Origin of the sequence: Rhodophyticola porphyridii, assembly GCF_003688285.1 — a bacterium.
Classification (GTDB): domain Bacteria; phylum Pseudomonadota; class Alphaproteobacteria; order Rhodobacterales; family Rhodobacteraceae; genus Rhodophyticola; species Rhodophyticola porphyridii.
The window spans coordinates 34,706-48,372 of sequence record NZ_RCNT01000002.1; the positions used below are offsets into that span (position 1 = coordinate 34,706).

The following is a 13,667-nucleotide window of genomic DNA, read 5'->3' on the forward strand; positions in this document are numbered from 1 at the left end:
CCTCTATCCGAGCCTCGACGGGCGCATCCTGCGGGATTATCTTCGATGGTCGAAGAGTTCCAGACCCTGAACCGGGCGCGGGCATGAACGCGGCCCCCGAGCGCAAAAGGCTTGCGTGTCCGGCCGGTGGATTGGGCATATCTGGTTCGAACCCGGTTGAGTGTGATGTGCCATGCAGAAGCTGAAGCAGATATATCGCTGGATTTTCAACGGTCAGGGGGTTCTGGGAGAGATCTGCACGGCATTCGCCATCGTGACCGTCATCAACAGCGTGATGATGATTGTGGGCCTTGATACGCCCAAGCAGGGGCAATTCGCATATGTCCACTTGTTGATCAGGCTGGCCATCATCTCATTGATATTCGCACTCTGGGATTGGGAGAGCACGATCTCCGATCTGAGGAGATACGCGGCCGATCTGAGACAGCCGCGGTGTCCTAGCTTTCAGCGGGTTTGCCGCTTCATCCTGAGCGACACGTTCGACGCAAGCTGCATGATCTTCACCCCGGTCGTCATTCTCATTTGCGTGATCACGATTCTGGGGGTGTCGGAGCCCACAGGCGGCCCGGGTTTCTACCTCGCCCTGGTTCTGCTCTATGGGCTTATCTGGATATTGATCGTCGCCCTGATGCTTGTTGATAAGGCCAGAAGGCTTGCGAACGGTCGGAGGGATAGGTGACTTGCCCGGTCGCGAGCCGCGCGATTTCGCTTTCCGGCCACTCCAGGATGCCGGATGCTCCGACTGGGGCGGTTGTCGCGCGCACCCGACCAGCCTTGCAGGGGCCGCGATCGCGCCTATCATATGGTGTTGGGGGGACCGCGCGGCTGACGCAAAGACGCGCCTTTGCCGCACGTCCTCCGGTTGACCGGCCCCGCGCCCGCAGATAGACGTGTCGCAGACCGGACCGACGGTCCTTAGGCATGCGGAACCGCCAAGGAGACCTCAGGTGGAAGACCTGCTCAGAGACTACGCCCCGATCCTGATTTTCATGGCTCTGGCCATTGGGCTGGGGATTGCCCTGATCCTGGCCGCCGTGGTGCTGGCCGTTCGCAACCCGGACCCGGAAAAGGTCAGCGCCTACGAATGCGGGTTCAACGCGTTCGACGATGCGCGGATGAAATTCGACGTGCGGTTCTACCTTGTGGCGATCCTGTTCATCATTTTCGATCTGGAAGTCGCGTTCCTGTTCCCGTGGGCAGTGTCGTTTTCCGAAATCTCGATGGTCGGCTTCTGGTCGATGATGGTGTTCCTCGCCGTTTTGACCATCGGCTTTGCCTATGAGTGGAAAAAGGGAGCGTTGGAATGGGAGTGATGACCGGCGCGAACACCGCGGGCGCCGACCGCGAGGTCGCCACCCAGGATCTGAACCGAGAGTTGCAGGACAAGGGATTCCTGCTGACCTCGACCGAGGATATCATCAACTGGGCGCGCACCGGCTCGCTGCACTGGATGACCTTCGGGCTCGCCTGTTGCGCGGTGGAGATGATGCATACCTCGATGCCGCGCTACGACGCGGAACGGTTCGGCATCGCACCGCGCGCGTCGCCCCGGCAATCCGACGTGATGATCGTGGCCGGCACGCTGACCAACAAGATGGCGCCCGCGCTGCGGAAGGTGTACGACCAGATGCCCGAACCGCGCTACGTGATCTCGATGGGCTCCTGCGCCAATGGCGGCGGCTATTATCACTACAGCTATTCCGTGGTGCGCGGCTGCGACCGGATCGTGCCCGTCGATATCTACGTGCCCGGCTGCCCGCCGACGGCCGAGGCGCTGCTCTACGGCATCCTGCAGTTGCAGCGGAAAATCCGCCGCACCGGCACCATAACGCGCTAAGCCGCCTGCGAAGAGAGAGAACAGCATGAGCGACGACGCCCTGCGCGAACTGGCCGATCATATTGCCGAGAAACAGGCCGACGCGGTCATCGGCGCCGATATCGCCTTTGGCGAACTGACGGTGGAGATTACCGCGACAGAGGTCGAAAGCTTCGTCGAGTTCCTGAAGAACGACCGGAGTTGCGGGTTTTCGACGCTGATCGACATCACGGCGGTGGATTACCCGACCCGGGACAAGCGCTTCGATCTGGTGTGGCATTTCCTGTCGATGTACCAGAACCACCGTATCCGCATCCGCGCCCATGTCCGCGCGGACCAGATCGTGCCGTCGATCACATCTGTGCACCCGTCGGCGAACTGGTATGAGCGCGAAGTGTTCGACATGTTCGGCATCCTGTTTTCCGGCCATCCCGATCTGCGCCGGATCCTCACCGATTACGGGTTTCGCGGGCACCCCCTGCGCAAGGATTTCCCGACCACCGGCTATACCGAAGTGCGCTATGACGAGAAACTCAAGCGCGTGGTCTACGAGCCGGTCAATCTGGTGCAGGAATACCGGCAGTTCGATTTCATGAGCCCGTGGGAGGGTGCGGAATACATCCTGCCCGGGGACGAGAAATCCGAAGAGGCGAAAGGCTGATCCGTGGCGGAAACGGCGATCATGTTCGGGCTGGGCGCGGCGAAGGCGGGCACGACCTGGCTTTACCGCTATCTGGCGCAGCACCCGGATGTGGCGATGCCAGCGGTGAAGGAACTGCACTGGTTCGACACCTGCGAGACCGGGAAATGGGCGCGGCAGGTGACCCGGATGGACCGGGAACGCGCGCGCCGCGCGGATCGCTTGCCGACCGGCGATGCCGGTCAGGACCGGCGGCTGAAACGGGAAATCCGCGCATATGATGCCTGGATCGATGTCCTGAAAACCCGCGGACGGGACACGGCCTATGTGGATTTCCTGCGCGGCACCGGGGCGGTGAAACTCACCGGCGATATCACGCCGGCCTATGGAACGCTTGGCGAAGACAGCCTGCGCCGGATGGAGCGTCTGGGACCCGTGGCGCGGTTCGTGTTTCTGATGCGCGACCCGCTGGACCGGCTGTGGTCCAATGTCCGGATGGTCGCGGCGCGTGACGCCGGCGATTTCGCCGCGAATGCGGGCGCGCGGCTGGATCAGGTTCTGGACGGGCGCGACGAGGCGGCGGCCCTGCGCAGCGACTACGCGACGACATTGCAGCGGACCGCGCGCGCACTGAACCCGGCGAACCTGTTTCTGGGCTTTTACGAGACCCTTTTCGACCGCGAGACGATCGCGGCGCTGTGCGGGTTTCTGGGCATCGCGCCCCGGCCCGCGCAAACCGGGGTTCGGGTGCTTCCGGGCACCGATCTGAAGATGACCGAGGGGCAGAGACGCCGCGCATTGGCGTGGCTTGCTCCTCAATATGCCGCCGTGGCGGCGCGCTGCGGGCCTTTGCCCCGGCGATGGACCGAACATATGGAGGCGCTGGCATGATGGACGGCGGCAATGAGACGGGGCGCGGCTATGAAGACGCGCTGACCGGCGAACAGCAGATCCGCAACTTCAACATCAATTTCGGCCCGCAGCACCCGGCGGCCCATGGTGTGCTGCGTCTGGTGCTGGAACTGGATGGCGAGATCTGCGAGCGCTGCGACCCGCATATCGGGCTGCTCCATCGCGGCACCGAAAAGCTGATGGAAAGCCGGACGTATCTGCAGAACCTGCCCTATTTCGACCGGCTGGATTATGTCGGCACGATGAATCAGGAACACGCCTGGTGCCTGGCGATCGAGCGGCTGACAAAGACCGAGGTGCCGCGCCGGGCGCAGTTGATCCGTGTGCTTTACTGCGAGATCGGCCGCATCCTGAACCACCTGCTGAACGTGACGACCCAAGCGCTCGATGTGGGCGCGCTGACCCCGCCGCTCTGGGGTTTCGAGGAACGCGAAAAGCTGATGATCTTCTACGAGCGGGCCAGCGGCGCGCGGCTTCACGCGGCCTATTTCCGGCCCGGCGGCGTGCATCAGGATCTGCCTCCTGAACTGGTGGAGGATATCGACACCTGGGCGCATGAGTTTCCCAAGGTGCTTGACGATATCGACGGGCTGCTGACCGAGAACCGGATTTTCAAGCAGCGCAACGCCGATATCGGTGTCGTGACAGAAGAGGATATCCAGAACTGGGCGTTTTCCGGCGTGATGGTCCGTGGTTCGGGCCTGGCCTGGGATCTGCGCCGCGCGCAGCCTTATGAGTGCTATGACGAGTTCGAGTTCAAGATCCCCGTTGGCAAGAACGGCGATTGCTATGATCGCTACCTGTGCCGGATGGCGGAGATGCGGGAATCGATCAAGATCATCCATCAGGCCTGCGAGAAGCTGCGCAACGAGCCCGGAGAAATCATGGCGCGCGGCAAGTTGACCCCGCCCACCCGCGCCGACATGAAAACCTCGATGGAAGCGCTGATCCATCACTTCAAGCTCTACACCGAAGGCTTCCACGTGCCAGAGGGCGAGATCTATGCCGCGGTGGAGGCGCCGAAGGGCGAATTCGGCGTTTATCTGGTGGCGGATGGCACCAACAAGCCCTACCGCGCCAAACTGCGCGCGCCGGGCTACCCGCATCTTCAGGCGATGGATTACCTCTGCAAGGGGCACCAGCTGGCCGATGTCTCGGCCATTCTCGGTTCGCTCGACATCGTGTTCGGCGAGGTGGACCGATAGTCGGCCCCATGCTTCTCTGCTTCAAAAATATCCCCGCCGGAGGTTCCCGCCCGTGCCACGCGCCCTTCGGCCAGACGCATAAGGATCAGGCCTGACATGCTACGCCGCCTTCATCCCGAACAACCCGACAGCTTCGCCTTCACCCCTGCCAACCAGGCCTGGGCCGAGGCGCAGATCACCAAATATCCCGAAGGCCGGCAGGCCAGCGCGATCATCCCGCTTTTGTGGCGCGCGCAGGAGCAGGAGGGGTGGCTGACCCGTCCTGCCATCGAACATGTCTGCGATATGCTGGGTCTTGCCCATATCCGGGGTCTGGAGGTTGCAACCTTCTATTTCATGTTCCAGTTGCAGCCCGTGGGCTCGGTCGCGCATATCCAGGTTTGCGGCACCACGTCCTGCATGATCTGCGGCGCGGAAGATCTGATCGGCGTCTGTCAGGAAAAGATCGCCAAGCGTGCGCATCAACTCTCTGCCGATGGCAAGTTTTCCTGGGAAGAGGTGGAATGCCTCGGGTCCTGCGCCAATGCGCCGATGGCGCAGATCGGCAAGGATTATTACGAGGATCTGACAGCCGCGCGACTGGGCGAGATCATCGACGAGATGGCCGCGGGCAGGGTACCCACGCCGGGCCCGCAGAACGGGCGCTACGCGTCGGAACCCGCCTCTGGCCTGACCTCGCTGAAGGAGTATGAGGCGGGGCGCGACAGTCTGAATGTCTCGGCCCGGCTGGCCACCGATATCGGCGACACGATTAAACGCATCGACGGGACCGAGGTGCCTCTGGTGGCCAATTGGGGCCGCCAGTCCGGCGATGTTCTGGAGGCCCCGGCGCCGGCCCGGCCCGCCAACCGGTCCAAGGGCCGCCCGGTGGATGAAACCGGCACCACCAAGCAGGAAGCGCCGGCGAAGACCAAGGCGAAACCGAGCGCCAAGACCGACCCTGCGGTGACCCGGTCCGCCGCAGGCGATGCCGCCGGAGACATCGAGGAGCGCGCGCCGGAGACGCTGAGCGCGCCCCGGCAGGGCGGGGCCGACGATCTCAAAAAGATCACCGGCGTCGGCCCGAAGCTGGAGACGCTGCTCAACGACCTGGGGTTCTGGCATTTCGACCAGATCGCCGCATGGACCCCGGCGGAGATCGCCTGGGTCGATGCGCGGCTGACCTTCAAGGGCCGGATCGAGCGCGACGACTGGGTCACACAGGCCCGCAAGCTTGCATCTGGATAGAAGACATTTCAAAACTCCTGCGATAAGACTGTGATCAATTCACGGACGATCGGACGGAATGGGGAGTGATGGGATGAACTCTGAGAGCGGTAGTTTGACCTGCATGGTCTTCAGCTATGTGATCGGTGGTGCAATCGGGGCGCTCGGCGCTGCGATGTTGATTATCCTCGGCGACTGGACGGGAGGGCAGGCGCTGTTCGCGGCGGTGGTTCTGGCCGGCGTTCTGGGCACGTTTTTCGCGGTGTTCCTGTGTGGCAAATCCTCGGGGCCGGTGCGCGTCGGAACCGCTGGATCCACGGCGCGGCCTGCGGCCCCGGCACGGCCCGCGGCGGCCTCTTCACCCGCGGCGGCGGCCCCTCAGGCGGAAGCACCTGCACCGGCGCCCGCGGCGGAACCGGCTCCGGCCGCGCCCGTTTCCGACCCGGTGGTGCCCGCGCCCGTTTCGGCAGGCGAGGGCACACGCCCCGCCGGACTGGATGGCCCGCGCGAGGGCGGCGCCGACGACCTGAAGAGGATAAAGGGCGTCGGCCCGAAGCTTGAGCGGCTTCTGCATTCCATGGGATATTACCATTTCGACCAGATCGCGGGCTGGAGCGCCCATGAGATCGCCTGGGTCGACGAGAATCTGCAGGGCTTCAAGGGCCGGGTCAGCCGCGACAACTGGGTGGATCAGGCCAGGCTGCTGGCGGCCGGCGGGGACACGGATTTTTCCCGCAGGGTCGATGGCGGGGATGTCTACTGAGCGGTAAGGGCGGCGCCTTTGGTGTGCTCCCATGAGGCTTCGGCGGGCGCGTCTCATTGCGCCCCCGGCGCGAAACCCTATCTTTACGCTTGGTGCGGATGGCACCCGGGCTTCTGGCAGGCAGGATGACAGATCAACGCGACAAGGAGCGGCAGCGTGTCGGCCAGATCAGGCTGGCAGCGATCGTCATGGCCGCCACCATGGTTCTCTGGATGGGCGCGCAGTTTCTGGGCGGCCAGTTGGGTTTGCCGGTGCGCTATGTGTTTCTGTTCGACCTTGCGGCAATCGCGGCACTGGTCTGGGCGCTTTTTGTGACGTATCAGGTGTGGAAATCGCGGCGCGGCTAGGCCTCGCGCCGCTGAACGGTAAGGGTTGAGACATGTTGCAGGACAAAGACCGGATTTTCACCAATCTCTACGGGATGCATGACCGGACCCTTGCAGGGGCCAAGGCGCGGGGCCATTGGGACGGCACCGACAAGCTTATTCAGCGGGGCCGGGACAGCATCGTCGAGACCATGAAAGCCTCCGGTCTGCGCGGCCGGGGCGGGGCGGGCTTTCCAACCGGCCTGAAATGGTCGTTCATGCCCAAGGAAAGCGACGGGCGCCCGTCATATCTGGTTGTGAATGCGGACGAATCCGAACCCGGGACCTGCAAGGACCGGGAAATCATGCGCAACGACCCCCACACCCTGATCGAGGGCTGCCTGATTGCGTCTTTCGCGATGAATGCGCATGTCAGCTACATCTATATCCGCGGCGAATACATCCGCGAGCGCGAGGCGCTGCAGGCCGCAATCGACGAGTGCTACGACAACGGCCTGCTCGGCAAGAACGCCGCCGGGTCGGGATGGGATTTCGACCTTTATCTCGCCCATGGGGCGGGGGCCTATATCTGCGGTGAGGAAACCGCGCTTCTGGAAAGCCTTGAGGGCAAGAAGGGCATGCCGCGGATGAAGCCGCCATTTCCGGCCGGTGCCGGGCTTTACGGCTGCCCGACCACGGTGAACAATGTGGAATCCATCGCCGTGGTGCCGACGATTCTGCGCCGGGGTGCGGATTGGTTCGCGGGTTTCGGCCGCCCGAACAACGCGGGCACCAAGCTTTTCGCCATCTCGGGCCACGTGAACAACCCTTGCGTCGTCGAGGAAGAGATGTCGATCCCGTTCGACGAGTTGATCGACCGCCATTGCGGCGGCATCCGCGGCGGATGGGACAATCTCAAGGCGGTGATCCCGGGCGGCTCCTCCGTGCCGTGCCTGCCCGGTGAGGTGATGCGCAAGGACGCGATCATGGATTTCGACTGGCTGCGCGAACAACGCTCTGGCCTTGGCACCGCCGCGGTGATCGTGATGGACAACTCCACCGACATCATCAAGGCGATCTGGCGGCTGTCGAAGTTCTACAAGCATGAAAGTTGCGGCCAGTGCACGCCCTGCCGCGAAGGCACCGGCTGGATGATGCGGGTGATGGACCGGCTGGTGAAGGGCGAGGCGGAGGTCGAGGAGATCGACATGCTGCTCGATGTCACCAAGCAGGTCGAAGGTCACACGATCTGCGCGCTCGGCGACGCCGCGGCCTGGCCGATCCAGGGCCTGATCCGCCATTTCCGGGACGAGATCGAAGACCGGATCAGGCATAAACGCGGCGGCGCAATCGCGGCGGAGTGACCGCGCTCCGCACTGTCCTGGTAAGCCGACATCCCCCGGTGCCTTCGCGGCAGGGCGTGCACTGGCGTTCCATAGTTCTGGGGCGCGGCATCTGCGTCACAGGTGACCCGTCTAATCCCCGCGGGACTTGCGCTTTTTCTTGCTGAAAACGCGCCCTTTTCCTAGCATTCCCGCCAATCAAGAAACGAAGATCTGTGCGGGGACCTCTCCCGCAGCCGGGTCGTGGGGCATAAAAAAGGGGCAAAGACATGACAAGCGTCTATCGCATTGGATTGACGGTGATTTTTCTTGGCTGCTGCGTGGCCGGAATGATCCTGGGCTACACATGGGGGATTGGCGGGTCGATCCTGGGTGTGGTGCTGGGGGCGATGGTGGCCTCGCTTGTGGCGATGATGCTCAACACGCCGGAACGCATGGAAACCGCCTTTTACGCGATCCTGTCGATCCTGTTGATCGGTCTTACGATCTACATGATCGTCGCCTTCTGGGGCGTCAGGTTGTGAGCGCGCCGGAGGGGCATCATCTGGCGGAGCTGAATGTCGGCCGGTTGCTGGCACCGGTGGACGACCCGCGCGTCGCCGAATTCATCGACAATGTCGACCGGATCAACGGGATGGGCAAACGCATGCCTGGATTTGTCTGGATGATGGAAGGGTCGGGCGGGCCGGGGAATACGGATGCCGCCATTGGCGGTGATCCGCGCTATATCGCCAACCTGACGGTCTGGGAAAGTGTTGAAACCCTGGAAGATTTCGTCTGGAACACCGTGCACCGGCGGTTCTACGAACGCCGGCAGGACTGGTTCGAGGTTCTGGGGGAGATGCATTTCGTGATGTGGTGGGTGCCCATCGGCCACCGTCCGACATTGTCGGAGGCGCTGGCGCGGCTGGAGCATCTGCGCAGCCATGGGGCCGGCAGCCATGCCTTTGACTGGGCGTGGCTGGAGGAAGCGGAGCTGTGGAAGCGCCATGCCTGCAGCCCGGCGGCTGCGGAATGAAAAAGCGGGCGCTGCTGGCGGCACTGCTCTCCTTGTCCGCCTGCACAGCTGACACAGGCGTCGCGGTAGAGACATCGGCCGGGTCGCTGCTGGTTCGCCCGGATCCCGACATGACGCGCTATCAGCCGGTGCCGGATGCGCCGGCGGGCGGGGCGATCCAGCCCTTTCCGGAGTTCGGCGCGCTGGTGGTGACCCGACCCGATGGCAGCGGTCTGCCGCTTGACGCGCGCGAGGCGGCGCTTGAGGCGCTGACCATCTATTGCGGCCAGCGTGGTCAGGTGGTGCCCATTGCCGATTTTTCCTATCGCGGACGCCTGGATGGAAGTTCGACCTGGAGCGCGGCCCCCTGTTCCGAGGGTCCCGCAGACTAGCTGTTCCGGCGGGAAACCACCCATGCAAACGGGCTGTTATTGAATATCAGAGCCCGATCGGTCCAGATCCGACACCGAGGCGGACCAAGTCTGAACAGGAACAAGACATGAGACATTATGCGAGAGTGCTGGCGGGTTGCATACTGGTGGCAGGCTTCGGCGTGCTGACGACGGTTGCGATGGCGCAGGCGGATCGCTGGCAGGTGCTGCGCGACGATCCCGAGATCGCCAACGGCGTGCTGGTGGCCGCAATCGGGCGGATGATCGAGGACAATTGCGCCGATATCGAGCGGCGTCGGGGGCCTGCGCGGCTGGCGGCGATCCCGTTGTTCAATCGCGCCATTTCGCTTGGCTATTCCCGTAGCGAGATTGCCGCCTATATTGATGATGACGCCGAAAAGGAGCGGGTGCGGGCCCTGGCCCGGCGATGGCTCGAACAACGCGGCGCATCAGAGGCCGCGCCCGAAACCATCTGTCAGGTGGGGCGCGACGAAATTTCCGCCGGTTCTACAATTGGCAGATTGCTCAGAGAGGGGTAGAAGCGGTCAAACGGACACCGCCGGGGCGGATCAGACCCGCCTTGGACCAGTGAAGGACCGCATATATGAGCGACCTGCGCACGATCGTCATTGACGGCAAGGAAATCGATGTGGATCCGGCGATGACGCTGATCCAGGCCTGTGAGCAGGCCGATATCGAGATTCCACGATTTTGCTATCACGAACGCCTGTCGATTGCCGGCAATTGCCGGATGTGTCTGGTGGAGGTCGTGGGCGGGCCGCCGAAACCCGCCGCCTCCTGCGCCATGCAGGTGAGGGATCTGCGCCCCGGACCCGAGGGGCAGCCGCCGGTCATCAAGACGAACTCTCCCATGGTCAAGAAGGCTCGCGAAGGGGTGATGGAGTTCCTGCTGATCAACCACCCGCTGGATTGCCCGATCTGCGATCAGGGCGGCGAGTGCGACCTTCAGGATCAGGCTATGGCCTATGGTGTGGATTTCTCCCGCTACCGGGAGCCGAAGCGGGCCGTGGACAACATGGATCTGGGGCCGCTGGTGGGCACCCATATGACGCGCTGCATTTCCTGCACGCGCTGCGTGCGGTTCATCACCGAAGTCGCGGGCATTCCCGAGCTGGGCCAGACCGGTCGCGGCGAGGACAGCGAGATCACCAGCTATCTCGGCGCGACGCTCGACAGCGAGATGCAGGGCAATATCGTCGATCTGTGCCCGGTCGGTGCGCTGACATCCAAGCCTTACGCATTCACTGCCCGGCCTTGGGAGCTGACCAAGACCGAATCCATCGACGTGATGGATGCCCTTGGCAGCAATATCCGCGTGGATACCAAGGGCCGGGAGGTCATGCGCATCCTGCCACGCAACCATGATGGCGTGAACGAGGAATGGCTGAGCGACAAGTCGCGCTACGTCTGGGACGGGCTGCGGAGGCAACGGCTCGACAAGCCCTATATCCGCGAAAACGGCAGATTGCGCCCGGCATCCTGGGGCGAGGCGCTTGCAAAGACGGCGGCGGCGATCACGGGTGCATCCAAGGTGGCCGGTCTGGTGGGCGATCTGGCCCCGACCGAGGCGGCCTATGGGCTGAAACAGCTGATCGAAGGGCAGGGCGGATCGGTCGAATGTCGCACCGATGGCGCGAAACTGCCTGCCGGCAACCGCTCCGCTTATGTGGGGACGGCATCCATCGAGGATATCGACGACGCGACATCGATTCTGCTGATCGGGACGAACCCCCGGGCAGAGGCGCCGGTTTTGAACGCGCGGATCCGCAAGGCATGGCTGCGCGGCGCACAGGTCGGCCTGATCGGTGAAGCGGTCGATCTGACCTATGACGTGACCCATCTGGGAACCGGTGGCGCGGCGCTGGTGAAACTGGCGGCGATGGATCATTCCGACAAGCATGGCGTGCCGGGCGTGGTGATCGTGGGGCAGAGCGCGCTGCGGCGTTCCGATGGCGCGGCGGTTCTGGCCACGGCGATGCGGCTGGCCGAAGCGGCGCAATCGAAGCTTCTGATCCTGCACACGGCGGCTTCCCGCGTGGGCGCGATGGATGCAGGCGCCGTGACCGACGGAGGAATAGACGCCGCCCTTGAAGGGGCCGACGTGGTCTATAATCTGGGGGCCGACGAGATCGAACTGCCAGAAGGTCCGTTCGTCATCTATCAGGGCAGCCATGGGGACCGGGGCGCGCACCGCGCCGACGTGATCCTGCCCGCCGCGGCCTATACCGAGGAGCAGGGGCTGTTCGTGAACACCGAGGGCCGCCCGCAACTGGCGCTGCGCGCCGGGTTCGCGCCCGGCGAGGCCAAGGAGAACTGGGCCATCCTGCGCGCTCTGTCGGCGGAAATCGGCGCGACCCTGCCCTATGACAGCCTTGCGGCGCTGCGTCAAGCGATGGTCGCCGAGGTGCCGCAGCTTGCAACCATCGACGAGGTGCCGGAAAACGACTGGCAGCCGCTGGATGCGGCGGAGCCGGATGATGGCGATTTCCGCAACGCGATCGCCGATCATTACCTCACCAACCCGATCACGCGGGCCAGCCAGCTCATGGCGGAGCTGAGCGCCAATGCGAAGGCCCGCCGCGCCACACCCATCGCGGCGGAGTAAGGCGCGATATGCGCGTTCCGGGCCGCATGCCTTTGATCGCGGGCGTGGTCTGCCTTTCGGTCCTCGCGGCCTGCGCGGGCCGGCCGCCCGTGGACAGCCCGAACCGGGCTGCGTTCTACGATGGTGTGGAAACCCGGCTTCTGGACGATGATCTGGTGAATTTCCGGGTGCAGATGACGGGACTGGCCACACGCGCCGATGTGGAGGATTATGCCAAATGCGCCGCGTCGCAATATGCGCTGATCCGCGGTTATGGTTTTGCGCGACATGTCCGCACTAATGTGCAGGAAGAGGGTGGCGTTTGGCGCGGAGATGCGGTTTACACCATCTCACCGGCGCTCCCGCGAGGGTTGCAGACGTTAGACGCCGAAGTGGTGGCTGCGGCCTGCGCCGAGCAAGGTATACCGACCGTGTGAGGACGAATGGACGGCTTCTTTTCAACCACTCCCGGCATCGCGCTGATCATGGCGGCGCAAAGCCTGCTGGTCATCGGTTTCGTGATGATCTCGCTTCTGTTTCTGGTCTATGGCGACCGCAAGATCTGGGCCGCGGTCCAGATGCGCCGCGGCCCAAACGTGGTGGGCGCCTTCGGCCTGCTGCAAACCGTGGCCGATGCGCTGAAATACGTGGTCAAGGAAGTCGTGGTTCCCGCCGGCGCGGACAAGCCGGTCTTCATGCTGGCGCCCTTGACCAGTTTCGTTCTGGCGATGGTGGCCTGGGCCGTCATTCCGTTCAACGACACATGGGTTCTGGCGGATCTGAACATCGCCATTCTCTATGTCTTCGCGATCTCCTCGCTGGAGGTTTACGGCGTGATCATGGGGGGCTGGGCCAGCAACTCGAAATACCCGTTCCTCGGCAGTCTGCGCTCGGCGGCGCAGATGATCTCTTACGAGGTGTCGATCGGGCTGATCATCATCGGTGTGATCATCACCACCGGCAGCATGAATTTCGGCGATATCGTCCGCGCGCAGGATGGCGATCTGGGCCTGTTCAACTGGTACTGGCTGCCGCATCTGCCGATGGTGTTCCTGTTCTTCATCAGCACGCTGGCTGAAACCAACCGCCCGCCCTTCGATCTGCCGGAGGCGGAGTCGGAACTGGTGGCGGGCTATCAGGTGGAGTATTCCTCGACGCCGTTCCTGTTGTTCATGGCCGGCGAATACATCGCCATCTTCCTGATGTGCGCGCTGATTTCGCTTCTGTTCTTCGGCGGCTGGCTGTCGCCGATCCCGGGGCTGCCAGATGGCGCGTTCTGGATGATCCTGAAGATGAGCTTCTTCTTCTTCCTGTTCGCGATGGTGAAGGCGATCACCCCGCGTTATCGCTATGACCAACTGATGCGGCTTGGCTGGAAGGTCTTCCTGCCGATGTCGCTCGCCTGGGTTGTAATCGTGTCTTTCCTGGCGAAATTCGAACTCTTTGGCGGCGCCTATGCCCGTTGGGCGATTGGAGGCTGACG

Annotated in this window: 17 protein-coding genes; all 17 read left to right on the top strand. The window is 63.5% G+C overall.

Features of this window, described 5'->3' with window-relative positions; genetic code table 11:
* The first annotated feature begins 172 nt into the window (after window positions 1-172).
* The 17 genes from D9R08_RS04690 to nuoH all read left to right on the top strand — a co-directional run bounded on the left by D9R08_RS04690 (window position 173) and on the right by nuoH (window position 13,665).
* Window positions 173-679 (top strand): hypothetical protein, encoded by a 507-nt coding sequence (locus tag D9R08_RS04690; protein ID WP_121896890.1) that lies wholly within the window; start codon window positions 173-175, stop codon window positions 677-679.
* 268 nt (window positions 680-947) lie between these two features.
* Complete coding sequence (locus D9R08_RS04695) at window positions 948-1,313, top strand: NADH-quinone oxidoreductase subunit A (RefSeq protein ID WP_121896891.1); 366 nt, start codon at window positions 948-950, stop codon at window positions 1,311-1,313.
* On the top strand, window positions 1,313-1,837 hold the full coding sequence (locus D9R08_RS04700; RefSeq protein ID WP_199709277.1) for a NuoB/complex I 20 kDa subunit family protein: 525 nt from the start codon (window positions 1,313-1,315) through the stop codon (window positions 1,835-1,837). Before D9R08_RS04695 ends, D9R08_RS04700 begins: the two co-directional genes overlap by 1 nt.
* Before the next feature lie 25 nt (window positions 1,838-1,862).
* Window positions 1,863-2,477, top strand: coding sequence for an NADH-quinone oxidoreductase subunit C (locus D9R08_RS04705; RefSeq protein WP_121896893.1), 615 nt, complete (start codon window positions 1,863-1,865; stop codon window positions 2,475-2,477).
* Window positions 2,478-2,480: 3 nt separating this feature from the next.
* On the top strand, window positions 2,481-3,347 hold the full coding sequence (locus D9R08_RS04710; RefSeq protein ID WP_121896894.1) for a sulfotransferase family protein: 867 nt from the start codon (window positions 2,481-2,483) through the stop codon (window positions 3,345-3,347).
* Window positions 3,347-4,573: an NADH-quinone oxidoreductase subunit D gene (locus tag D9R08_RS04715; protein ID WP_121897254.1), complete on the top strand. Its 1,227-nt coding sequence runs from the start codon at window positions 3,347-3,349 to the stop codon at window positions 4,571-4,573. The genes D9R08_RS04710 and D9R08_RS04715 overlap by 1 nt, the downstream gene beginning before the upstream one ends.
* A 96-nt stretch (window positions 4,574-4,669) precedes the next feature.
* Window positions 4,670-5,800, top strand: a complete 1,131-nt coding sequence (locus D9R08_RS04720) for an NADH-quinone oxidoreductase subunit E (RefSeq protein WP_121896895.1) — start codon at window positions 4,670-4,672, stop codon at window positions 5,798-5,800.
* A gap of 73 nt (window positions 5,801-5,873) precedes the next feature.
* Window positions 5,874-6,542: an NADH:ubiquinone oxidoreductase gene (locus tag D9R08_RS19365; RefSeq protein ID WP_233557262.1), complete on the top strand. Its 669-nt coding sequence runs from the start codon at window positions 5,874-5,876 to the stop codon at window positions 6,540-6,542.
* A 125-nt stretch (window positions 6,543-6,667) separates the two neighbouring features.
* Complete coding sequence (locus D9R08_RS04730) at window positions 6,668-6,889, top strand: DUF5337 domain-containing protein (RefSeq protein ID WP_121897255.1); 222 nt, start codon at window positions 6,668-6,670, stop codon at window positions 6,887-6,889.
* Window positions 6,890-6,921: 32 nt separating this feature from the next.
* Complete coding sequence (gene nuoF / locus D9R08_RS04735) at window positions 6,922-8,211, top strand: NADH-quinone oxidoreductase subunit NuoF (protein WP_121896896.1); 1,290 nt, start codon at window positions 6,922-6,924, stop codon at window positions 8,209-8,211.
* Between the two features lie 248 nt (window positions 8,212-8,459).
* On the top strand, window positions 8,460-8,714 hold the full coding sequence (locus D9R08_RS19370; protein WP_233557264.1) for a hypothetical protein: 255 nt from the start codon (window positions 8,460-8,462) through the stop codon (window positions 8,712-8,714).
* A complete protein-coding gene (locus D9R08_RS04740) occupies window positions 8,711-9,208 on the top strand; it encodes a DUF3291 domain-containing protein (protein ID WP_233557266.1) in 498 nt (165 codons plus the stop codon). The genes D9R08_RS19370 and D9R08_RS04740 overlap by 4 nt, the downstream gene beginning before the upstream one ends.
* A complete protein-coding gene (locus tag D9R08_RS04745) occupies window positions 9,205-9,579 on the top strand; it encodes a hypothetical protein (protein ID WP_121896898.1) in 375 nt (124 codons plus the stop codon). The genes D9R08_RS04740 and D9R08_RS04745 overlap by 4 nt, the downstream gene beginning before the upstream one ends.
* Window positions 9,580-9,686: 107 nt before the next feature.
* Window positions 9,687-10,118 carry a DUF5333 domain-containing protein gene (locus D9R08_RS04750; RefSeq protein WP_147450616.1) on the top strand — a complete coding sequence of 144 codons (432 nt, stop codon included), beginning with the start codon at window positions 9,687-9,689 and terminating at the stop codon, window positions 10,116-10,118.
* Between the two features lie 65 nt (window positions 10,119-10,183).
* Window positions 10,184-12,205, top strand: coding sequence for an NADH-quinone oxidoreductase subunit NuoG (nuoG, locus tag D9R08_RS04755; RefSeq protein WP_121896900.1), 2,022 nt, complete (start codon window positions 10,184-10,186; stop codon window positions 12,203-12,205).
* An 8-nt stretch (window positions 12,206-12,213) separates the two neighbouring features.
* The gene (locus D9R08_RS04760; RefSeq protein ID WP_233557267.1) at window positions 12,214-12,621 is read left to right on the top strand and encodes a hypothetical protein; all 408 of its coding nucleotides are present in this window, start codon (window positions 12,214-12,216) and stop codon (window positions 12,619-12,621) included.
* 6 nt (window positions 12,622-12,627) lie between these two features.
* Window positions 12,628-13,665: an NADH-quinone oxidoreductase subunit NuoH gene (gene nuoH / locus D9R08_RS04765; protein ID WP_121896902.1), complete on the top strand. Its 1,038-nt coding sequence runs from the start codon at window positions 12,628-12,630 to the stop codon at window positions 13,663-13,665.
* Window positions 13,666-13,667: the final 2 nt, after the last annotated feature.